Below are 22,103 nucleotides of genomic sequence, written 5' to 3'. Positions count from 1 at the left end.
GCGTTCAGGGTTGCTTCAGGTACGGCGCGCCAGTCTCGAGCCATCACATCAAGCACCTGCACCAAGGGGGATTCCATGGTCAAGCGGCGTATCGCGATTCTGGGCGTGATGGGCGGCCTCGCCCTGTCTGCCATGGCCGGCCCCGCGCTGGCCGATCACCGTCCCGTACCGGTGACCGCGAGCACGAGCGCCGGACACGGCGAGATCATCGACTCCGGCCCCGCCACCTGGGACAGGCCCGCCCACACCTGGGACAGGCCGGCCCACACGGCGAAGATCCGGAAGGCGAAGCGCACGGTCCAGGTCGTGGGTGCGCACAAGGCATGCGCAGTGCCCACGATTGCGGGCAAGGCCCTGAGGAACGGGCACGCCGCTCGGGCAACGGCCGCTACGCGCTGGACCGCGAAAGCGGAAACGCGGCTGCGCGGGGGGACTGTGAAGACGACAGCAGCCATCCCGCGGTAACGAAGGTCGCATGCGAGGGTCGAGGGTGTACGCGGCCGCTGGCTGCCTCGACCCTCGCACGAGGCTTCAGGCGCGTTCAGGTTCGCTTCAGGAAGCCCACGGGAAGGTGAACCGGCTCGCGGGCCCGCACCGCGACGAACCCCGATAGACGAACCCGCGACGAACGGGCCCGCTGCACGGTTGCGCCGCGGGTCTTCTTCGTGCTGCCTCACTCATCCCCCTATGACTGACGAGAAGGCCCCATGATTCACTCCCATAGATCGCTCGCGGCCATGGTGGCCGGCGCAGCTCTGCTGGCCGTTATGACCGGTTGCGCTTCGACCGGTGATGCGCAGCCATCGGCGGCTCCCTCCGTGGACCCCCAGAACAAGCAGCGCCAGAACCAGGCCCAGCTCGCCGCCTGCATGAAGGGCAAGGGCTTCACCTACCACCCGGTCGTCTCCACGCGGGATATCCCCGAAGAGCAGAAGAAGGAGATGTCCGGCGACTACGAGGCCATGAAGAAGCACCGGAGCAAGTACGGCTTCGGCTGGGCCGCCTCGATCGTCTACCCGAACGACCCGGGCGGGCGCATGCTCGCCCGGACCGTTGAGGCCCCGGGCGACGACCCGAACTCGAAAGTCATCGCCGGGCTGTCGAAGGCGCAGCGGGACGCCTACTTCGCCGCGATGGACACGTGCATGCTGGAGATGCTCAACAAGGCCACCGGCCGCAAGATGACCTCCATGCAGGAGGCGGCGAAGGCCCAGTCCGAGATGATGAAGCAGGCGATCAACCGCGAGGTGAACGGCGACGCCCGCCTGGTGGAGCTGGCCGGCCAGTTCGCCGACTGCCTCAAGGGCAAGGGCTACACGGTCACCTCCCAGCAACCCGTCGAGATCGCCAACAGCACCGAGGGGCCGTTCGGGCAGGAGTTGAGCAAGCTCGGCGAGAAACCCACGCCCGAGCAGGCCCGCCCTCTCCTGACGCGCGAGATCAAGGCCGCGCTGGACGACCTGGAGTGCGGCAAGGAGTTCTACGCCGCCTACCGGCCCAAGCTGAACACCGTCTACGAGCAGGCCGGCCTGTTCGCGGGCATGGGCGTGGCCATGGCCGTCGCGGGATAGCTCCTGGGAGCCCGCCGCTTCCACCCCTCACTCCATTTCCATCGAAGCGAGTTCAGTATGCGCAAGTTCAGGGCGTCCGCAGGCGAGCCGGCCGCGGAGCCCGGCGGACCCGGCGGTCCAGGCACAGCCAGGAAGGGCGCCTCGAAGGCCGGTCTCTCGAGGAACAAGGTACTGGCCGGTGTCGTGGCCGCAGTGGTGGCGCTCGCCGGCATCGGCTGGGCGGTGGGCGCGGATCTGCGCTCCCCCGCCGACCAGTTGGCCGCGCGCCGCCCGCCGAAGCCGTCCCTGGTCACCGCGCCGGTCGAACGGCGGAAGCTCACCAGCACCGTCACCGTCAACGGCACGCTCACCTACGGCTCCCCTCTGCCGGTCACGCTGGCCGGCACGGTCGGCGTGACCGGCGCCACGGGGGGAGGCGGCGGCATGGGCGGAGGCGGCGGCACGCCCCAGCGCGTCACCAAGGCGCCCCAAACCGGCCCGATCCGCGAGGGTGACGTGCTGATGCAGGTCAACGGGCGGCCGGTGTTCGCCTTCCGCGGGCGGCTGCCGATGTACCGGCCGCTGGTGCCGGGCACCGAAGGCGACGACGTACGCCAGCTGCAGCGCGCGCTGCGCCGCGAGGGCGTGCGGGTGCCTGTGTCGGGCGTCTTCGATGCGGCCACCGTCACCGCGGTGAAACGCTGGTACGCCAAGCGCGGCTACCAGGCCCAGGAGCCTGACATGGAGGCGCGTAAGAACCTGCAGACCTACCGCGAGACCGTGCGGAACAGGCAGGCCGAGCTGGCCGAGGCCCGCAAGGCGCTGGATGAGGGCCTCGATGTCCAGCCGCTCAAGCTGCGCCTCGACAACGCCCGCCGCGACCTGCACTCGGCCGAGCAGGCGCTGCGGGAGGCGCTGCGGCAGGACATGACCCCCGATCAGGCCGCCAAACTGACGAGCCTGCGGCAGACCGTGCGCACCGCCGAGGAAGCAGTGCTCGCGGCCGAGAAGGAACTGAACGAGGCCAGGGAGCAGAACAACACCCCGCCGCCCTCGCCGCCGCCCGCGCCGACGCCGTCCGGCACACCCTCTGGCACCCCGCCACCACCTGAACCACCGCTGCCCACCCCCACACCGTCCCGCTCGACGGACACCCGCCTGCTGGAGATGAAGCTCGCCAACGCCCGGCAGGCCCTGTACGAGGCCCGCAAGGCCGTGGACGACTACTTCGAGCAAGTCCGCGATGAGCAGGACAAGCGGCTGGAGGAGCTGCGCAAATCGGTGCGCACCGCGAAGGAAGCCGAGGCCACCGCCAAGCAGAGCCTGCGCCGGGCCCGGGAGGTCTCCCCCCTGCGGATGAAGGTCAGCAACAGCGCCGCCGGCCTGGCCGACGCCCGCGACATGCTGGCCGAGTTCCTCAAGACTTACGGCGTCAGCGTCCCGGCGGGCGAGGTCGTCTTCCTCCCGACGCTGCCGGCCCGCATCGACAAGGCCGAGGTCAAGCCCGGCGACACCATCGAGTCCAAGGTCGCCACCGTGACGAGCTCCGCCTTCGCGATCACCGGGTCGGTGGACGCCAAGGAGGCCAAGCTGCTGCGTCGGAACCAGAAGGCCACCATGGAAACCCTCGACGGCACCCTGCTGCAGGCCAGGCTCACCGCCACCGGGGAGGCCGCCCGCGTCACCTCGCAGGACAAGAAGAAGGACGAGAACCAGGACACCCCGCCCGGCACCGGCTCGGTGCCGATCCTGCTCACTCCCGACACCGCCAAGGGGCTCAAGGCGCTGGTCGGCTCGTCGCTGACGGTGCGGATCTCCGTCGGCTCCACTGAAGGGGAGGTGCTGAGCGTGCCGGTCGCCGCCGTCGTCACCTCCGCCGACGGCCGCCCCCGGGTACGGGTGGCGCTCGACGGCGACAGGACCCGCGAGGTCGAGGTGCGCACCGGGCTGACCGCCGACGGAAATGTGGAGATCACGCCCGTGCAGGCCGGCACGGTCAAGGAAGGCGACCGGGTCGTGGTGAGCGATGCCTGAGCCCGTCATCGAGCTGACCGGCGTCTGCCGGGAGTTCCCCGCCGACCCGCCGGTGCGCGCGCTGGACGACGTCACACTGCGCGTCGACCACGGCGACTACGTGGCCATCATCGGCCCGTCCGGGTCCGGCAAGTCCACTCTGCTCAACATTCTCGGGCTGCTGGACCGGCCGAGCTCGGGCTCGTACCGGCTGGACGGCATCGAGACCACCGCCCTGCGCGACGGCGCGCGAACCCGGCTGCGCGGCGCGCGCATCGGGTTCGTCTTCCAGTCCTTCCACCTGCTCCCCCACCGGACGGTGGCGGAGAACGTGATGCTCGCCGAGGTCTACGGGCGGCACCCGCGCCGCGGTCGCCTGGCCCGTGCCGAGCAGGCCCTGGAGCAGGTGGGCATGGGACACCGCACCGGTTTCCGGCCGGACCGGCTGTCGGGCGGCGAACGCCAGCGGGTGGCCATCGCCCGCGCCCTGATGGCCCGTCCGTCCCTGCTGCTGTGCGACGAGCCCACCGGCAACCTCGACAGCCGCAACACCGAGGCCGTGCTCGACCTGTTCGACGGGCTGCGCTCCCAGGGCCTGACCATCCTGGTGATCACACACGAAGACGAGGTCAGCGCCCACGCCAAGCGCCGGGTGCGCATCGGCGACGGCATCCTGACCGAGCAGGGGTGAGCATGAACATCCGCGATCTGTGGGCCGAGTCCCTGGCGGGGATGCTGGCCCGTCCCGTCCGATCGGCCCTGACCACCCTGGGCACCGTCCTGGGGATCACCACGCTGGTGGTCACCATGGGCATCGCCGCGACCGCCGGCAACCAGATCGTCGGCCGCTTCGACGAACTGCTGGCCACCAGTGTCACCGTCGAGGTGCCGCAGAACAGCCGCCAGGCCCTGGTGTCGTGGGAGGCCGCAGCGGAACTGCGGCGGCTGCGCGGCGTGCTCTCGGCCACCGCGCTGGCGCAGAGCGACAAGAGCTCCAACCTCGTCGTGACCGCCAACAACCTGCTCGACCCGACGCAGGTGGCCGGGCAGACCCTCGCCGTCGTCGCGGCCACCCCGGACCTGCCGGCCACCACCCGCGGCAGACTGCTGACCGGCCGCTTCTACGACGCGGGCCACCTCACCCGCGGCGACCGGGTCGTCGTGCTGGGCGAGCAGGCCGCCGCCATGCTCGGCATCACCCGACTGGACCACGCGCCGGCGGTGTTCATCAACGACCGCGCCTATACCGTCATCGGCATCATCGGCGGCCTGCAGCGCGAGCAGGTCCTCGCCAGCGCGATCCTGGTGCCGCCCACCCTCGGCCCCGACTTCGGCCTGAAGAACGTCACCCGCGTCCTGGTCGGCACCCAACTGGGCGCCGCCGAGCTGATCGCCCGCCAGGCCCCCCTCGCCCTCAGCCCCAACCACACCGGTGAACTCCAGGTGATCGCCCCGCCCAGCCCCAAACGCGCACGCGACGGCGCCCAGGACGACGTCAACGGCCTGTTCCTCGTCCTCGGACTGGTCTCCCTGGTCGTGGGCGCGGTCGGGATCGCCAACGTCACCCTGGTCACCATCATGGAACGCGTCGCCGAGATCGGCCTGCGCCGAGCTCTGGGAGCCGCCCGCCGCCACATAGCCGCCCAGTTCCTGCTGGAGTCCAGCCTGATCGGCCTGGCCGGCGGAGTGATCGGCGCCAGCCTGGGCACCGTCGCCGTCGTCGTGGTCGCGGCCGTCCGCCACTGGACCCCGGTGCTGGACATCCGCCTGGCCCTGGCCGCCCCCGTGGCCGGCGCGCTGGTCGGGCTCCTGGCCGGCCTGTATCCGGCCTTGCGCGCCGCCCGCATGGAGCCCGTCGACGCCCTACGCTGACCGGCGACCCGCCGGGAAGGAGTTGTTCACAGAGCGTCGAGGTCGATGGCCTGGGCGAGGGCGTCGTAGCCCGCGTCGTTGAGGTGGATGCCATCCCCGGAGTCGTATCCGGGCCGGAGTGCGTCGTGGTCGGCGGGCTGGCGGACGACGCGGTCGAAGTCCACGACGTGGTCGTAGGCGCCGCTGGTGCGGATCCAGCGGTTGACGCGGTCGCGGACGGCTTCGGCCTTGTCGCTGTAGGCCAGGTCGGCGTTCTTCATGGGCATGATCGTGGCGCCGATGACGGTGAGGCCCTTGGCCCGGGCCGCGCGGATCAGTTGCCGGTGGCCGGCGATGAGCCGGGTGGCGGTGGCCTGCTGGGGCTTGTTCCATTCGGCGAGGTCGTTGACGCCTTGCATGATGATGACGGTGCGGACGCCCAGGCCGCTTGGCCCGTATTCCGCGGAGTCGGTCAGGAGGCGGTTGCCGCCGAGGCCGGCGTTGATGACGGCGAGGGGGCGGGGCGGGCAGCCAGCCGTTCGGCGAGTTGGTCCGGGTAGCGGTTGTCGGCGCCGGGGGTGGAGCCGACCCCGTCGGTGAGCGAATCGCCGAACAGGGCGACTGCCGCGTTACGGCTGCCGCTGACCTCCACGCCGGTCAGGCAGTACCAGGAGTTGCTGGTGTCGGTGAACGCCGTGGGGTCGAGGTCGGTGAGTTGGCGCACTGGACCAACTCCAAGCCCAGCCGCATCTCCCATGCGGTCAACAAGCTCGAACAGAGCGGCTGGGTACGCAGGAAGCACTACAAGGGTGACCGGCGCGGCTGGCTCGCCGTACTCACGGACGAGGGCCTGGCCGCGCTGCAGGCCGCGACCCCGCACCACGTGGAGAGCGCGCGTGCCCACCTCATCGACCTGTACATCAGCCAGGTCCTCCTCGATCACTTGACCGCGGAGGAATAACGTTCAGGCCCGCGTGCGTGCCAGCCGGAGAGCCGCCACGACCCTGAAGAACCTTCGCACCAGGTCTTCGGTCAGTGGCGTTCCTGGCGGGGCATGACCACCTCGCTCACGATCAGCTGGACGGCGGCAGCGACCGGAATGGCCAACAACGCCCCCACGATGCCGAGCAGGGCTCCGCCGATGAGGGCGGCGACGATGGTGGCGGCAGCGGGCACGTCGACGGACGATTTCATCACCTTCGGCGCGATCAGATAGTTCTCGATCTGCTGGTAGACGATGAAGAACACCAGACAGGCGATGGCGACGGGAACCGAGACGAACAGGGCCACCACGATGGCGACAGCGGCGCCGATGCCGGCGCCGATGAGCGGGATCAGGTCGGTGACCGCGACGATGATGGCCAGGGCCAGCGCGTACGGCACGCCGGCGATGGACAGGAAGACGAACGTCGTCACGCCGGCGATGAGCGAGATGAGCAGGTTGCCGGCGACATAGCTGCCGATTCGGTGGAGGATCTCGTCGCCGAGCAGTTGCACCCGCGCCCGGCGGGACTTGGGGATGAGCCGGTAGCCGGTGCTGGTGATGGTGCGAAGCGCGGCCAGGAAGTACAGGGTGAGGATGAGCACGGTGAGGGCCGAAAAGACGGCGCTGACCACGATGCCGGCGGCCCCGAGCAGCCCGCCGAACACCTGACGGCCGAGATCTCCGCTGATCAGGTAGGACTGCAGGCGTTCGAGCAGGCCGAAGCGTTGGTCCAGGTCACGCACCTGGGGGTGGCTCTGCAGTTGGCCGATGTAGGTGGGCAGCTGTTCGACGAACTGCCCGGTTTGCTGCGACAGCGCCGGAATCACCGCCACGCCGAACCCGGCGAAGAAGACGATCACTGCGGCGAACACGGCGGTGATCGCGCCCCAGCGTGGCAGGCCGCGCCGCTGCAGCCAGCGCACCGCTGGATCCAGGCCCACGGCCAAGAACAGCGACACGGTGATCAGGACCAGCATCGAGGCGGTCGCCGTCAGTGCCTGGACCAGCAGCCAGGCGGCCAGGACGCCGAGAGCGGCGGTGAAGCCGAAGGTGAACGGGCTGCCGCCGAATGCTCGGCCGGGCTTGCCGAAGGGGAGGACGTCCGCCGTCTCCGTGCGCGGCCTGAGGTCGGGTGAGCCGGCGCCCCGGCCGGTGGCGGGCGTCGCGGCCGGCTCGTTCGGACCGGGCTCGGGGATGGGGCGCAGGGGCGGAGAGGGGTGATCATCAGACATGGGTGCTCCAGAACATGAGGAGCGACCCCTGCCCTACCAGGCTGCCACCTACCGTCCGGGCGGGCCGACGTCAATGGACGCCACGATGCCACGGGGGTCAGGGCTGGCGGCGGAGGCTCGGGGGCGTTGGTGTGGGAGCCGACGACGATGCTCCTCTGATCCAGATGCGGCGCCCCGTCTGGGAGTGTCCTCCAGTACCACACTCGCCACCGCAATCGAGGATGCCCACACAGGTGGCCGTGGGACGAACCGGGGAGGGCGCCCGTCAGGGACTCTGTTCTGGATCAGGGGTCAGGCCGGCGAGAACCGCGGCAGCGGTGAGCCGCCGGCCCTCGCCGGTCGGGGTCTACATGTGGATTTTCCGATCAGTTGCGGGCCAGCACGGTCTCGTTGTGATTCCTGCCGCTGAGCGATGACTCGCCAGGGTTGGGCTTAGCCACGGCGGCGTCGGCGGCGCTGGTGGTGGCGGCCATCGCGCCGGACGCAAGAACGAGCGCCAGCACCGCCGCAGCGGTGAGCCTGCGGCCGTTGCCGGTCTCGGCGTGGTTTTCAGCTGTGGACATGTGGGTTTCCCGTCGTGTGTTGTCGGTCGGACCTGCCGAAGGGTGCACTGCCGGCAGGGCAGCGCGATTCCTCACGCTTTGTATCGAATTCGCCTTGAATATCCCTTTCGAGCGGCTTGCAAGGGCGCTCGCCTGACGTGCCAGCCCAACCACACGACGAAACCTGACGACGGCCAGCCTCGCGCGGATGCCCTGGTGTCGATCACCATCGGGGGTGGGGGTGTTCACCGCATTCGGCTCCGATCCACCGGATCACTTCCGGCCGCCTCCGCGATCTAGCCGGCCGCTGCGATTTCCCCTGCGGTGATGGGCCGGAAGGTGGGCAGTACCGCGAGGAGGAAGCTCTCTGATATCTCGTCGTAGCCGCCTACCTGCACCAGGGCGTCGCCGTGCCTGGCGTACACGGGGGTGTAGCCGTTCTCCAGGCGTGTCGCCCAGACGCCGGGCGCGATCTGCCGGCACGGCGTGACCGCTTTCCAGTTCCAGTCCGGCATGGGATCGGCGCACGCAGCCTCAGGGGAGGCCGCGGTGGCCGGCCTGATGTACACCTGGACCGACCGGCCACTCCACTGAGCGGCGGTGGGGTAATAGGTGAGGCCGATCATCTCGGGCAACCAGATCTCGTCCATGGAGGCGAGCCGAAAGTTCGGAATGGCTGGAGCGACCAGCGGTATTCCCGAGCTCTCCACGGCCCTGGCGAGTTCAGCCGTCCGGATGGCTTCGGCCACCAGCGGAGCCGTGCAGAAGGCGAGAGCGACCGTCCCCGCTGCGGCGACGCGGACGATTCTGTTGCCCGGAGCGCACAGCCACGCCGTGAGCGGAAATCCGATCACGGCGGGGACGGCGAGGCTGACAAGCGAGTCGGGCAACCACCGCATGCCCGAAGCCATGACCATGTCGAGCGCGAACATGACGAACGGCGCGGACACCCCCACGATCGGCCAGCGCGGCAGCCTCGCGGCCCAGCCCAGCAGGAACGCGAGTGGGAAAGGCGCGAGCATCATCGCCCCCACCCCGGTGAAGTCGTCGTCCGGATCATGAGGCCAGAAGACCAGGATGAGAACCTGGACGATCCCGATCGCCGCGCCCGCCAGGACCGTCTTGAGTAACACCGGCATTGCGTGATTCTTCCCTACGGGCCGGGGCGAAGGTCAAGCAAGCGGTGAACGGCGATTGCGCCTGGGAGAGGTGGACGGCCGAAGTTCCGCCCTGGGCAGACACCGACCATGCGCTACGTACAGCATGTCGGTGCAGGTCAGTTCCCTGGCCGGGTGATCAGGTATTGATCTGAAGGACCCAGACGGACACGTGGTCGGCACCATGCGTATAGACGACGCGGAACGTTTCCGCGCGCAGCTCGAACGCGCTCGGAATGCCACCGTAAGGACGGACCCCCAGCGGTTCGGGCTCCTCCGTGAGGTCGAGCAAAGTATCGATGATCACAGCGCGCAGGCCGGGCGCCACTTGGTGAAGGGCCACCCGTACAGCGTCGGCGAGATCGAGCGCCCGCTTCAAGAGCGGTCGCCGGGGACGGGAAGACCGTAGTCAGAGTACAGCTGGGCGGCACTCTCGTAGCGGTGCATCCGCATCTCGCCTCGCTCGCGGGAGGCGATGGCCTCGCGGACGCGGCCAATCTCTCGCTCCTCGCGGAGCCGGAGGAGCTCCTCATACTCCTCTTCGGAGATGAGAACGGCGCGCTCGTCTTCAGAGCGACTGATCGTGGTGGGCTGGTGGCCATGCACGGCGCGGGAAACCAGGACGCCGAGCTTGTTGCGCGCCTCCACGATGCCCAATGAGTCAGTCTTCATGCCTCTCATGATACGTGCATGATGTACAGAACGCACACCATGGATACCGATGCCTCAGGTTGCCGCATCGGAGGGCCTCGCTCCATCCGCTCCCATTGACCGTGCGACCCGGGATCCCGGGGGTGAGCGTCGGCCTCGGCTACGCGGCCCTCGGCACGGCCGTCGCGCACGTGGAACCGGCCGGGACCGCGGCAGCCGGAGGCGTCAATGAGGGGTCGTAGGCGGCAGCCTCGCAGGGCGGTGGGGGCGGCGGTCCTGTCGGCCGGCGGCCCCGGCTGGAGCTTCGCCATCGCCACACTGGCGGCCCTGCTCGCGGCGGGAGGCGGCCCGGCGAGTGGGCGGGAGGCAGCCCCGGGAGGTCGCCTGACGGGTGGCGCGGGAGGGGCGCCAGGCTTGGGGTCTTCGGGTCTTACGGTCGGACGGGCGCCGTGACGGCGGGGACCGGAGTCCTGCTGGGCGCGCGCCCGCGACGGAGGGCACCACGCTGGGACGGAGGCGCCAGACCGGCTTGCCGTACAGGAAGAAAGATCGACACGGGCGGCCGGTGTGGCTGCCGTGCGCTCAGGGCGTCGGTGGCTAGCATGGCCAGGATGGCGATCATCGCGCCTGCGCCCGGCGGCGGGTGGGTCGCCCGCAGGTCGGACACAGATCACCATGATTAATCCGATTTTTCTGAAATGCCCGTCTCCAGAATTCGCATGGCGAGAGCGGGCAAGGGCATGGGTTGGAAGGTCGCTGTAGGGCAGGGTGAGAGGCATGCCGATGAGGACAGAGCTCGACCGTCTGGCGGGCGGGGCGCACCACGACCCGCATTCGATTCTCGGAGCGCACCTGGGCCAGGACGGAGTCACGTTCAGGACGCTGCGTCCGCTGGCCGAACAGGTCGAGGTGGTCATCGACGACGAGTCGCGGCCGATGAAGCATGTCGCTCACGGTGTGTTCGAGACGACGGTGACCGGCCTGGACAAGGTCCCCGACTACCGCCTGCGGGTGCGCTACGGCGGCGGTGAGCCGTACGAGATGCGTGACCCCTACCGGCACTGGCCCACCCTCGGCGAGGTCGACCTGCACCTGATCGGTGAGGGCAGGCACGAGCGGCTGTGGGAGGCGCTCGGCGCGCGGACGATGCGCCACGAGGACGTCGACGGCACCGCGTTCGCCGTCTGGGCGCCCAACGCGCGCGGCATCAGGGTCGTCGGCGACTTCAACCACTGGGACGGCGTGGCCCATCCGATGCGCTCGCTGGGCCGGTCGGGCGTGTGGGAGCTGTTCGTGCCCGGCATGGGCGAGGGCGAGCGGTACAAGTTCCAGGTCCTCGGCGCGGACGGGCTGTGGCGCGACAAGGCCGACCCGATGGCGCGCAGGACCGAGGTGCCGCCGCAGACGGCGTCGGTGGTCGACCAGTCCTCCTACGAGTGGGGCGACGCCGACTGGATGACCGAGCGCGAGCGCAGATCCGCGCGGAAGCAGCCGATGAGCACCTACGAGGTGCACCTGGGTTCGTGGCGGCCGGGTCTCGGCTACACCGAGCTGGCGACGCAGCTGGCCGACTACGTGCAGGAGATGGGTTTCACGCACGTGGAGTTCCTGCCGGTGGCCGAGCACCCGTTCGGCGGGTCTTGGGGCTACCAGGTGACCTCCTACTACGCGCCGACCGCCCGGTTCGGCACTCCCGACGAGTTCCGTCACCTGGTCGACGCGCTGCACCAGCGCGGCATCGGCGTGCTGCTCGACTGGGTGCCCGCGCACTTCCCGATGGACGACTGGGCGCTGGCCCGCTTCGACGGCACGCCGCTCTACGAGCACGCCGACCCCGCCCGCGGCGAGCATCCGGACTGGGGCACCTACGTCTTCGACTTCGGCCGCAACGAGGTGCGCAACTTCCTGGTGGCCAACGCGCTCTACTGGCTGAAGGAGTTCCACATCGACGGGCTGCGGGTCGACGCGGTCGCCTCGATGCTCTACCTCGACTACTCCAGGCGCGAGGGCGAGTGGACGCCGAACGTCTACGGCGGGCGCGAGAACCTCGACGCGGTGGAGTTCCTCAAGGAGATGAACTCCGTCTGCTACCGGGAGGCACCGGGCATCTCCACGATCGCCGAGGAGTCGACCGCGTGGCCGGGCGTCTCGCGGCCGGTGCACCTGGGCGGGCTCGGGTTCGGGTTCAAGTGGAACATGGGCTGGATGCACGACACCCTCGCCTACCTGCGCCACGAGCCGATCTTCCGGCAGTACCACCACCATCAGATGACGTTCTCGCTGATGTACGCCTACAGCGAGAACTTCGTCCTGCCGCTCTCGCACGACGAGGTCGTCCACGGGAAGGGCTCGCTGCTGGGCAAGATGCCGGGCGACGAGTGGCAGCGCTTCGCGCAGCTGCGGGCGCTGCTGGCGTTCATGTGGGCGCATCCGGGCAAGCAGCTGCTGTTCATGGGCGGGGAGTTCGGCCAGGGGTCGGAATGGTCGGAGGAGCGCGGGCTCGACTGGTGGGTGCTCGACTTCGACGGGCATCGCGGGGTGCAGAAGCTGGTGCGCGACCTCAACGCCATCTACCGGGAGACGCCCGCCCTCTGGGAGCAGGACACGACGCCTGACGGGTTCAGGTGGATCGACGCCGACGACGCGCCGGGCAACGTCTTCTCGTTCCTGCGGCTGGGCGTGGACGGGTCCGCGGTGGCGTGCGTGGTCAACTTCAGCGGGAGTGCGCACGAGGAGTTCAGGCTCGGCCTGCCGTACGGCGGGCGGTGGGAGGAGCTGGTCAACACCGACGCCTTCGACTACTGGGGCAGCGGGGTGGGCAACCTCGGTTCGGTGGAGGCGTTCGAGGAGTCGCACCACGGCCTGCCGTACTCGACGACGCTGCGGGTGCCGCCGCTGGGCGCGATCTGGCTGAAGCACACCCCGGCCGAGATTTCCACGGAAGGTCCCGACCCTCTGGGCTAAGCGGACAAAGCTCTCTAGACTCCGAGATCACCACCCCTCGGAGGACGTGTGCGATTTCGACGCCTGATCGTGTGCTCGGTCCTGCTGGCCTTACTTCCCGCCGCTCCCGCGGTCGCCGGTGAACCTCCCGCCACTCCGGCGCCGTCGCCGACCTCCGCGGTGGCCTCCGTGGTGGCAGAGGAGAAGCTCGAAGAGGGCTTAGCCGTCACCGAGGGCACCGCCAGGGTCATCGTCGAGCTCACCGACGCCGCCCAGTCCGCGCCGGTCGCGGCGCAGGCCGCGGCCGAGGACGCCCAGGTGGTGCTGCAGCCGGCGACCCAGCCTGCCGCCCAGCCGTTCATCGTCGTCGAGGGCACCGCGCAGGAGCTCGCCGCGCTGGCCGAGGACCCGCGCGTCGCCTCCATCCACCTCGACCGCGCCTACCCGCCCGCCGCCATCTCCAGCCTGCCCGTCATCGGCGCCGACAAGGTCCACGCCACCGGCGCGACCGGCGCGGGGCAGGCGGTGGCGATCCTGGACACCGGCATCGACCGCGACCACCCCTTCTTCGGCAATCGGATCGTCGCCGAGGCGTGCTTCTCCTCCACCGAGTACGACGGCGTCGAGTCGCTGTGCCCGAACGGCCAGAGCCAGATGGTCGGCCAGGGCGCCGCCGACGCCGAGACCCCCAAGTGCCTTGCCGGCAGCGAGAACCTGTGCGAGCACGGCACCCACGTCGCGGGCATCGCGGCGGGCGGCGGTGGCGTGGCCCCCGGGGCCGGCATCGTGGCCGTCCAGGTGTTCAGCAGGGTCAACGACGAGGACGTGTGCGGCGCGGCGGCCTGCCTGATGGCCTTCGAGTCGTCGCTGCGCCTGGCCTTCGACCACGTCGCCTCGCTCGCCCCCACCACGCCCATCGCGGCGCTGAACCTCAGCCTCGGCGGACGGCTGTCCGACACCACGTGCGACAGCACCGAGGAGGGCCAGGTCTTCAAGGCGAAGATCGACGACCTGCTGTCCAAGGGGATCGCGACGGTCGTCGCCGCCGGCAACGAGTACTTCGCGGGCACGTCGTTCCCCGCGTGCGTCTCCTCGGCCGTCGCCGTGGGGGCCAGCGACAACGGCGACCGGATCGCCGACTTCTCCAACACAGGAGCGCTGCTGGACCTGTTCGCGCCCGGCGTGGAGATCGAGTCGTCGGTGCCCGACGATGTCATGGCGACCCACAGCGGCACCTCGATGGCCGCCCCGCACGTGGCGGGCGCGCTCGCCGTACTGAAGGCGGCCTTTCCCGACCAGCCGATCGGCGCGCTGGTCGACAAGCTGAAGACGACCGGCAGGCCGTTCGCCTACCAGGTGAACGGCGCCGAGGTGATCACGCCGCGTCTGGACCTCGCGGCGGCCATGACGGGGGCCGCGCCGCAGCCCACCGCCACCCAGAGCGCCCCCGCCCCCGCTCCCAACCCCGACCCCGCGCCCAACCCTGAGCCGTCGGCGAGCGGCCCCTCACCCGTCCCCTCCGACGAGGATCCGCAGACGGGCGAGGATCCGGCCGATCCGCCAGGACCGACTCCTGTTCCGCTGCCGACGATCACGGTGACGGTGACCGTCACCGTGACGCCTCCCGCCGCGCCCGCCCCCGTGTGCACCCGTGGTACGGCAGGCACCGCCATGAGCGCCAAGCAGTGGGCCGTGGAGCTCTACCGCGGCACCGGACAACTGTCCGACGAGACGCTCACCTGCTACCTGAAGCTGGCCCACAAGACGAGCAAGGTCTTCCCCGAGCTGACCAAGGCCTCCTCGCTCGGCAAGGCCTATCGGGTGCTGAAGGCGTCGAAGGGCGCGCGGGCCGGTCTCGACAGGGCGCTGCTGACGGCCTGGCTCAACTGGGCCCACGGCGCGACCTCGTCCCTGGAGAAGGTCAACGCGGCCGAGAAGGTACGGCTCGGCTCGAAGTCGAGCGCCGCGCTCAGGAAGGCCGCCACCTCGCTCGGCGCGTAGCGCGTGTTACCCAAACGACACATCCCCTCCCTTCTGACAACAAATGTCACATCTGTACACTCAGGCCACATAAATTGGATCACCCCCCTCGGAGGCACAGTGAGACTGCGGTCTCTCCTGGCTGCTGCGGCCACCCTCGCCGCCGTTTCTGCCGGGCTCATCCAGGCTCCCGCGCAAGCCGCCGCGGACGACCCCATCAAGAAGATCGACCCCGCGGTCCGGATCAGTGGCACGCACCGGGCGATCGTCCAGGTGCAGAGCCCCGCGCAGGCCAAGTCCCTCGCCGCCAAGGCCGAGTCCGTCGCCCCCAGCGTCGAGAACGTCGCCCCGACCCCCGAGGCGCTCGCCGGCCGCCTGGACTTCTTCGTCTACGAGGGCACCGTCGACGAGTTCAAGAAGATCGCCGGCCAGACCGACGTCGTCTCCATCCGTGAGGACCACCTCAACTCGCCGAACCTGGTGAGGAGCACCGCCATCATCGGCGCCGACAAGGCCCACGCCGCCGGCGTGACCGGCGCGGGCAAGGCGGTGGCCGTCCTCGACACCGGCATCGACGGCGACCACCCGTTCTTCGGCGGCCGCATCGCCGCCGAGGCGTGCTTCTCCGCCGAGAACGCCGCCGACAGCGCCACCTCCCTGTGCCCGAGCGGCGCGCCGTTCCAGATCGGCTCGGGCGCGGCCAGCGCCACCGCCGACGCGTGCATGAAGGACATCCCACCCGGCGAGGCGGCCTTCGGGATCTGCTCGCACGGCTCCCACGTCGCCGGCATCGTCGCGGGCAAGTCGCACCCCACGCAGCGCGAGCCCTCGAACGGCGTCGCCCCCGGCGCGACCATCGTGCCCGTGCAGGTGTTCAGCAGGTTCGCCAACACCGACTACTGCGGCGGCGCCGAGAACACCCCGTGCGTGCTGGCCTACGACTCCTCCATCCTCACCGGGATGGCCTACGTCAACACGATCGCCCAGCAGTACAACATCGTCTCGGTGAACCTGAGCCTCGGCGGCGGCAAGTACGACGCCGCCTGCGACACCGGTGACGGCGCCGACTTCAAGGCCCGCACCGACGAACTGCTCGCCCAGGGCGTCGCCACCGTCGTCGCCGCCGGCAACGAGGGACACGACGCGTCGGTCTCCTGGCCCGCCTGCGTCTCCAACGTGGTGACCGTCGGCTCCACCGACGTCGAGTACCCGCAGGTCGGCACCCGCACCGACGACGTCTCCTCCTTCAGCAACCGCGGCGAGATGCTCGACCTGTTCGCGCCGGGCTGGCCGATCTTCTCCTCCGTGCCCGACAACAAGTACGCGGGCTTCGGCGGCACCTCGATGGCCGCCCCGCACGTCGCCGGCGCGTTCGCCCTCATGAGGGAGAAGCTGCCCAACGCCTCCGTCGACGAGATCGTCGCCAAGCTCAAGGAGACGGGCAAGCCGATCACCTACACCAGCGCGGGCAAGCAGGTCACCACGCCGCGCCTGGACGTGTGGAAGGCGCTGCCGCACGTCGAGTGCACCGCCACCTACACCAACCGGGCCACCTGGCCGGGCGGGTTCCAGGCGTATGTCACCGTCAAGAACACCGGCAGCCTGCCCGTCAAGAGCTGGAAGGTGAGCTGGAGCTTCCCCGACCAGCAGAAGGTGACGACCCTCTGGCAGGGCAAGCACACCCAGAGCGGGGCCGACGTCACCGTGACGAACGCCCGGTGGAACGGCAAGCTCGAGGTGGGCGCGACGACGCAGTTCGGGTTCAACGGCAAGCTGCGCGGCGGCGCCAACACCCCGCCCGCCACGCTGACCTGCACCGCAGCCTGACCCGCTCCTTTCACCGGCCATGCTCGTTTCTCACGAGCATGGCCGGTGCTTTTGTGCCCGAGGGGCGCGTTCGCGAGCGCTTTTCCGGGTCTGTACGGCACGCCGGGCCGGGCACCACCGTGGGTGCAGGGCGGGCCTCTGTCGAGGGATACGCATCACCGGGAGCGCGGGGCCGGGCGCCGTTACGGAAGGCTTTTGACGGGCGCCGTCACGCGAGGGGTTCAACGGGCGCGGCCACATGAGGGGTTTGACGATCTCGGTCACGTGAGGGCTTTACGGGCGCCGTGACGGCGGGGAGCGGAGTCCTGCTGGGCGGCGCGCCTTCGGCGGACGGGACCGGGTGACCACGGAGGCGCCAGACCGGCTTTGCCGTACCGGATTCCGACGGAGGGCCGAGATGGTGGGGAGAGCGGCGCTCGCGGGGGGAGGGGCGTCGCTTAGGGTGACATTTATGGACGCGACCAAGGTGATCGTTGACAGCGTTGACCGGTTCAGACAGCGGCGGACCGCGCCGCTCGTCCTCGAGCTGGACCTCACCGAGGGGCTGACCGAGGGCCCGCCGACGGACCCGCTCGCCGCGATCCTCTCCATCCGCAAGCCGCGCCTGGCCGACGTGCTGTCCGGCCTCAAGCGGGCCAGGGACGACTCCCGCGTCAAGGCGCTCATCGTCAAGATCGGCGGCGCCCCGCTCGGCCTGGCCATGGTCCAGGAGCTGCGGGAGGCCGTCGTCCGCTTCCGTGCGTCGGGCAGGCTGACGGTCGCCTTCGGGGAGACGTTCGGCGAGTTCGGGCAGGGCACCATCCCCTACTACCTGGCCAGCGCCTTCGAGCGCGTCTACCTCCAGCCCAGCGGCGACGTCGGCCTCACCGGCATCGCGCTCGAACAGCGCTTCCTCAAGGGCACGCTCGACAAGCTCGGCGTCGGCTACGAGGTCGGCAAGCGCCACGAGTACAAGACCGCCGCCAACACCTTCACCGAAGACCACATGACCGACGCCCACAAGGAGTCGTACGGCAGGCTCGCCGAGTCGATCATCGAGCAGGTCGTCGCGGGCGTGGCCGAGGGGCGCAGGCTCGATCCGGCCAAGGTGCGCGAGCTGATCGACAGGGGTCCCTTCATCGGCGCCGAGGCGGTCGAGGCGGGGCTCGTGGACCGCCTCGCCTACCGTGACGAGGTCTACGACGAGGTCAAGCAGGCCGCGGGCGCCGACGCCCACCTGCAGTACGTCGCCCGCTACGCCCGTGCTCTCACCGCCCGCAAGCTGCCGCACCCGACGGCCGACAGCATCGCGCTCGTCCACGGCCACGGCATGATCAGGCTCGGCCGCAGTGGGCGCAGCCCTCTGGGCGGCAGCGGCGCCATGGGCTCCGACACCGTCAGCGCCGCGATCAGGTCCGCGCGCAAGGACGGCCATGTCAAGGCCGTGGTGTTCAGGGTCGACAGCCCCGGCGGCTCCTACGTGGCCTCCGACTCCGTCTGGCGCGAGATCGTGCTCACCCGCAAGGTCAAGCCGGTGATCGTGTCGATGGGGGATGTGGCGGCGTCGGGCGGGTACTTCGTCTCGATGGCCGCCGACGTCATCGTCGCCCAGCCGGGCACGCTGACCGGGTCCATCGGCGTGTTCGGCGGGAAGGCGGTCCTCGGCGGCCTGCTGGAGAAGGCCGGGGTGACGACCGACCTGATCAGGGAGGGCGCGAACGCGGCCATGTTCTCCTCCGTCAGGCCGTTCTCCGCCGAGGAGTGGGACAGGGTCAACGCCTGGCTCGACCGCATCTACGACGACTTCGTGGGCAAGGTCGCCGAGGGCCGCCACCTGACCAGGGAGAAAGCGCACGAGCTGGCCCGCGGCCGGGTGTGGACCGGGGCCGACGCGCGCGAAAACGGGCTCGTGGACGAGCTCGGCGGCCTCGAGGACGCGCTGGGGATGGCGCGCAAGCGCGCGGGCCTGGCGGCGGACGCGCCGGTGCGGACCTACCCCCGGCTGAACCCGCTGGAACGGTTGCGCGGGGCGGAGTCCAGCGAGGACAAGGCGGCGGCGCTGGCCAGGGTCCGGCTGGAGGCCTGGGGGCCGTTCGCCCGGCTCGCGGGTGAGCTGGGGCTGCCCGCCTACGGGCCGCTCCTGCTGCCGGGCGAGTTCGTCATCCGCTAGCGCCTACTCCCCCGTGGCGCCGTCGATGCGTTCGCGCAGGAGGTCCGCGTGGCCGTTGTGGCGGGCGTACTCCTCGATCAGGTGAATGAGGATGTAGCGGTGGGAGTAGTGGTCGCCGCGGCGGTCACGCTTGGCGAGGGCGTCGAGCGGGAGGTCGGCCGAGATCTTGCGGCAGGCCTCCACCTCGGCCCGCCACCCGGCCAACGCCTCGTCGGCTGAGGCGTCGGCCACGTCGAACTCCACGTCGTCGACGTCGCTCCAGTAGACGGCCTGCACGTCCGTGCCCGCGAGGATGCGGCGGAACCAGTAGCGTTCGACGTCCGTCACGTGCCGGACCAGGCCGAGCAGCGACATCGTCGACGGGGGGACCGACTGCTCGCGCAGCTGCGCCTCGGTCAGGCCCGCGCACTTGACCGCCAGGGTCTCCCGATGCCAGTCGAGGAAGGCGGTCAGCAGCTCCCGCTCGTCGCCGGCCGCGGGGGGATCGATTCTCGAATCAGTCATGCGGGCATTCTGGTGCACCTGGTGCATGTCAGGGATCGGGTGACAGTACGTGTTCGATTGTCGTCAAATTCGACCTTACATCTGGATTTGCGCCTAGGTATGATCACCGATCAACGGCCTCGACTCCTTTGGGAGGCAGCATGGAGAAGTTGGATCAGGTAACCGACGACAAAAAGGCCACCAAGAAGATCAAGCTCGAGATCAAGCGACTCGAGAAGGTCGAGACCACCGGGCTTCGTGAGGGTGGCTGATCTCTAACGGATCCACTGGCCGGTCAGGGTGAACCTGACCGGCCTCCCACGTCTTGTGACCCGGAAGGTTCTCGTGCGCGTCCCCCGCATCAAGCGCGTTCACCAGCCCATGACCCTGCCTGGCGATCGCATCATGATCGGCCTCATGCAGCAGGGCATATCCTCCGAGATCCAGGATGACGAGGACGGCTCGATAGCCCGGCTGATCGTCCTCATGGACGGCACCCGTACGGTCGACGAGGTCTGCGCCGCCTTCGCCGAAACCAATCCCGCCGTCGATGAGCAGGATGTTCGTGAGGTCATCTCGGGGTTGATCGACAACGGGTTCGTGGAGGACGCCGGCGTGCCGCTGCCGGTCAATCTCACCGAGCGGGAGGCCAGGCGTTACGAGCCGGCCAGGAACTACTTCGCCTGGATCGACCCGGTTCCGCGCAGCTCGCCGTACGAGGTCCAGTCCAAGATCAAGGACGCCCGGGTCTGTCTGCTCGGCATCGGCGGCACGGGCTCGGCGGTGGCGGCGGGGCTGGTCTCCAGCGGTATCGGTGCCCTCCACCTGGTCGACTTCGACACCGTCGAGGAAGCCAACCTCACGCGCCAGCTCCTCTACACCGAGGCGGACATCGGTCGCCCCAAGATCGACACTGCCGTCGCGCGGCTGCGCCAGATGAACAGCCTGGTCGAGGTCACCGGAAGCACCATGAAGGCAGGCGGATCGGATGACATCGCTCAGCTGATGGACGAGTGTGACGTGTTCATCCTGTGCGCGGACGAACCTCACCCTGACATCATGTTCTGGACCAACGACGCGGCGCTGCGCACAGGCACACCGTGGTTCGTCAGCTTTTACACCGGGCCGATGGCCGTGGTCGGATCCCTGGTCCCGCACCAGACCGGGTGCTGGATGTGCCTGCGGCGCCAGGAGGACCAACGCGAGTTCAAGGCTCACGGCCGCTCGCTCACCGAGGAACGGCCCAACGCCGTGATCGCGGCCAGCGCCAACATCAGCGGGCACCTGTGCGCCCTCGAGGTGATGTACCACCTCGGCGGCCTGCCCGTACAGGCCCGTGGTCGCGTCTTCCACTGGAACTACGGCATGTGGGACCACTCCTACTACATCGACATCCCGCACTACGACGACTGCCCGGCGTGCGGAGCCGAACCGTCGTGACCGCCGTTCCGATCATCGCCGAGAGCCGGATCGGCTTCCACCCGCTGATCGCCCGTCCGGACGACGACGATCCGGATGTCGTGGTGGTGGGCAGGGCGGAGATCGGGGAGTTCATCGAGCTGCCCGCCGTGTACGGCGAGGCGATCCGGCTCCTGCGCGCGGGACTGCCGGTCAGCGCCGTGGAGCAGCGGCTGGCGGCCGAGCAGGACGTGGAGATTGATGTCGCCGAGCTCGTGGAGGCGCTGACAGAGCTGGGCTTCGTCGACTCGGTGGACGAGCGCCGACTGCCCGATCCCGGCGCGGACGCCCCGCGCAGCCACTTCCCGTGGCTGACCGACCGACACGTGAGCTGGATCTTCAGTCGGCCGATGAAGCTCGGATGGTTGCTGGTCGTGGGGGCGGCGCTGGCCACGCTGGTGGTCAGGCCCGATCTGCTGCCCCACTACGAGGACTTCTTCTGGAGCGAGTACGTCGGGCTAACGGTGCTGGTCAACACCGTGATGGTGTCGTTGACGCTCAGCACGCACGAGATGATGCATCTGATGGCGGCACGGTCGCTCGGCGTGCCGGGGCGCATCGGCTTCGGCACCCGGCTGCACAACCTCGTCGTGCAGACCGACGTCACCGCGGTGTGGGGCGTGCCCAGACGGTCCCGGTACCGCGTCTACCTGGCGGGGATGGCCTGGGACGTGTTCCTCATGGCGTCACTGACCCTGCTGATCGCCCACGTGGCCCTGCCGTCACTGACGAAGGCCCTGTTCCAGGCGCTGGTCGTGGCGGTGCTCATGACCATCCCCTTCCAGCTTCAGGTCTACATGCGCACGGACCTGTACTACGTCCTTCGCGACCTGCTGCGTACCCGCAACCTCTTCGACGACGGACTCGCCTTCGCCCGCTACCTGCGCGCCAGAACCGTCGCGCGCCTGCGCCGCCGCCCTTGCCCGGTCGAGGATCCGACCAGTGAACTCGCGCCGCACGAGCGGCGGGCCACCCGTGTCTACTCCGTCTTCCTGGTCGTCGGCGCCACGGTATCGCTCACCGCGTTCGCGCTGTTCGCCGCCCCGATCGCGATCGTCGCGCTGTTCCGCGCGATCGGCGCCATCGTCGACGGCTTCAACGGCGGATCGGTGCTTCCGGCGCTGGACTCCGGGCTGCTGATCCTCATCGAGGGCGCCATCCAGGCGCTCTTCGTGGTGACCTTCGTACGGAGCCATCGGCACTGGTTCAGGCGGCGCCGATCAGCCGATCACATGTCGTGAGCACGAGGGTGTTCGAGGGGCCTCCCGGCTCGGGCGGGCGG

General features: G+C 69.7%; 20 protein-coding genes. 11 read left to right on the top strand and 9 right to left on the bottom strand.

Annotated features, from left to right (window positions below; all coding sequences use genetic code 11):
• Positions 1–155: 155 nt before the first annotated feature.
• Positions 156–296, bottom strand: coding sequence for a hypothetical protein (locus tag ACFXJ8_RS25330; protein ID WP_379646427.1), 141 nt, complete (start codon positions 294–296; stop codon positions 156–158).
• A 522-nt stretch (positions 297–818) separates the two neighbouring features.
• Here ACFXJ8_RS25330 and ACFXJ8_RS25325 point away from each other — a divergent pair.
• From ACFXJ8_RS25325 to ACFXJ8_RS25310, 4 genes are read left to right on the top strand one after another with little or no spacing between them, the layout of a single operon-like run.
• A complete protein-coding gene (locus tag ACFXJ8_RS25325) occupies positions 819–1,571 on the top strand; it encodes a hypothetical protein (protein ID WP_379646426.1) in 753 nt (250 codons plus the stop codon).
• 57 nt (positions 1,572–1,628) lie between these two features.
• A complete protein-coding gene (locus tag ACFXJ8_RS25320) occupies positions 1,629–3,584 on the top strand; it encodes a peptidoglycan-binding protein (RefSeq protein WP_379646425.1) in 1,956 nt (651 codons plus the stop codon).
• On the top strand, positions 3,577–4,254 hold the full coding sequence (locus ACFXJ8_RS25315; protein ID WP_379646424.1) for an ABC transporter ATP-binding protein: 678 nt from the start codon (positions 3,577–3,579) through the stop codon (positions 4,252–4,254). The genes ACFXJ8_RS25320 and ACFXJ8_RS25315 overlap by 8 nt, the downstream gene beginning before the upstream one ends.
• A gap of 2 nt (positions 4,255–4,256) precedes the next feature.
• Positions 4,257–5,435: an ABC transporter permease gene (locus ACFXJ8_RS25310; protein ID WP_379646423.1), complete on the top strand. Its 1,179-nt coding sequence runs from the start codon at positions 4,257–4,259 to the stop codon at positions 5,433–5,435.
• A gap of 26 nt (positions 5,436–5,461) precedes the next feature.
• Here ACFXJ8_RS25310 and ACFXJ8_RS25305 read toward each other — a convergent pair whose 3' ends face one another.
• Both ACFXJ8_RS25305 and ACFXJ8_RS25300 read right to left on the bottom strand, forming a co-directional pair.
• Complete coding sequence (locus ACFXJ8_RS25305) at positions 5,462–5,890, bottom strand: GDSL-type esterase/lipase family protein (RefSeq protein ID WP_379646510.1); 429 nt, start codon at positions 5,888–5,890, stop codon at positions 5,462–5,464.
• Positions 5,887–6,138, bottom strand: a complete 252-nt coding sequence (locus ACFXJ8_RS25300; RefSeq protein ID WP_379646422.1) for a hypothetical protein — start codon at positions 6,136–6,138, stop codon at positions 5,887–5,889. The genes ACFXJ8_RS25305 and ACFXJ8_RS25300 overlap by 4 nt, the downstream gene beginning before the upstream one ends.
• On the opposite strand from ACFXJ8_RS25300, the gene ACFXJ8_RS25295 reads away from it, so the two are divergent.
• Positions 6,130–6,375, top strand: coding sequence for a MarR family winged helix-turn-helix transcriptional regulator (locus tag ACFXJ8_RS25295; RefSeq protein WP_379646421.1), 246 nt, complete (start codon positions 6,130–6,132; stop codon positions 6,373–6,375). The two genes, ACFXJ8_RS25300 and ACFXJ8_RS25295, sit on opposite strands and share 9 nt — an antisense overlap.
• 71 nt (positions 6,376–6,446) lie before the next feature.
• On the opposite strand, the gene ACFXJ8_RS25290 is transcribed toward ACFXJ8_RS25295, so the two are convergent.
• The 5 genes from ACFXJ8_RS25290 to ACFXJ8_RS25270 all read right to left on the bottom strand — a co-directional run bounded on the left by ACFXJ8_RS25290 (position 6,447) and on the right by ACFXJ8_RS25270 (position 10,002).
• Positions 6,447–7,631, bottom strand: coding sequence for an AI-2E family transporter (locus tag ACFXJ8_RS25290; protein ID WP_379646420.1), 1,185 nt, complete (start codon positions 7,629–7,631; stop codon positions 6,447–6,449).
• Positions 7,632–7,996: 365 nt separating this feature from the next.
• The gene (locus ACFXJ8_RS25285) at positions 7,997–8,194 is read right to left on the bottom strand and encodes a hypothetical protein (RefSeq protein ID WP_379646419.1); all 198 of its coding nucleotides are present in this window, start codon (positions 8,192–8,194) and stop codon (positions 7,997–7,999) included.
• A gap of 275 nt (positions 8,195–8,469) precedes the next feature.
• The gene (locus ACFXJ8_RS25280; protein ID WP_379646418.1) at positions 8,470–9,312 is read right to left on the bottom strand and encodes a hypothetical protein; all 843 of its coding nucleotides are present in this window, start codon (positions 9,310–9,312) and stop codon (positions 8,470–8,472) included.
• Positions 9,313–9,469: 157 nt separating this feature from the next.
• Positions 9,470–9,709: a hypothetical protein gene (locus tag ACFXJ8_RS25275; RefSeq protein WP_379646417.1), complete on the bottom strand. Its 240-nt coding sequence runs from the start codon at positions 9,707–9,709 to the stop codon at positions 9,470–9,472.
• The gene (locus tag ACFXJ8_RS25270) at positions 9,706–10,002 is read right to left on the bottom strand and encodes a type II toxin-antitoxin system prevent-host-death family antitoxin (RefSeq protein ID WP_379646416.1); all 297 of its coding nucleotides are present in this window, start codon (positions 10,000–10,002) and stop codon (positions 9,706–9,708) included. Before ACFXJ8_RS25270 ends, ACFXJ8_RS25275 begins: the two co-directional genes overlap by 4 nt.
• A 762-nt stretch (positions 10,003–10,764) precedes the next feature.
• Between ACFXJ8_RS25270 and glgB the strand changes: the two genes are divergently transcribed.
• The 4 genes from glgB (at position 10,765) to sppA (ending at position 18,880) form a co-directional block, all read left to right on the top strand.
• A complete protein-coding gene (gene glgB, locus ACFXJ8_RS25265; RefSeq protein ID WP_379646509.1) occupies positions 10,765–12,945 on the top strand; it encodes a 1,4-alpha-glucan branching protein GlgB in 2,181 nt (726 codons plus the stop codon).
• A gap of 48 nt (positions 12,946–12,993) precedes the next feature.
• Positions 12,994–14,925 carry a S8 family serine peptidase gene (locus ACFXJ8_RS25260; RefSeq protein ID WP_379646415.1) on the top strand — a complete coding sequence of 644 codons (1,932 nt, stop codon included), beginning with the start codon at positions 12,994–12,996 and terminating at the stop codon, positions 14,923–14,925.
• Positions 14,926–15,024: 99 nt separating this feature from the next.
• A complete protein-coding gene (locus tag ACFXJ8_RS25255) occupies positions 15,025–16,731 on the top strand; it encodes a S8 family serine peptidase (protein WP_379646414.1) in 1,707 nt (568 codons plus the stop codon).
• Positions 16,732–17,182: 451 nt separating this feature from the next.
• Entirely contained in the window at positions 17,183–18,880 is a 1,698-nt protein-coding gene (gene sppA / locus ACFXJ8_RS25250) for a signal peptide peptidase SppA (RefSeq protein WP_379646413.1), read from the top strand.
• Positions 18,881–18,883: 3 nt separating this feature from the next.
• On the opposite strand, the gene ACFXJ8_RS25245 is transcribed toward sppA, so the two are convergent.
• Complete coding sequence (locus ACFXJ8_RS25245; protein ID WP_379646412.1) at positions 18,884–19,384, bottom strand: DinB family protein; 501 nt, start codon at positions 19,382–19,384, stop codon at positions 18,884–18,886.
• A 396-nt stretch (positions 19,385–19,780) separates the two neighbouring features.
• Between ACFXJ8_RS25245 and ACFXJ8_RS25240 the strand changes: the two genes are divergently transcribed.
• Together ACFXJ8_RS25240 and ACFXJ8_RS25235 are read left to right on the top strand one after the other, a co-directional pair.
• Positions 19,781–20,803, top strand: coding sequence for a ThiF family adenylyltransferase (locus tag ACFXJ8_RS25240; protein WP_379646411.1), 1,023 nt, complete (start codon positions 19,781–19,783; stop codon positions 20,801–20,803).
• A complete protein-coding gene (locus ACFXJ8_RS25235) occupies positions 20,800–22,062 on the top strand; it encodes a hypothetical protein (RefSeq protein WP_379646410.1) in 1,263 nt (420 codons plus the stop codon). The genes ACFXJ8_RS25240 and ACFXJ8_RS25235 overlap by 4 nt, the downstream gene beginning before the upstream one ends.
• Positions 22,063–22,103: the final 41 nt, after the last annotated feature.

Origin of the sequence: Nonomuraea sp. NPDC059194, assembly GCF_042754765.1 — a bacterium.
Classification (GTDB): domain Bacteria; phylum Actinomycetota; class Actinomycetes; order Streptosporangiales; family Streptosporangiaceae; genus Nonomuraea.
Note: the sequence above shows the minus strand (reverse complement) of the source record. Positions and strands in the feature narration are given on the sequence as shown.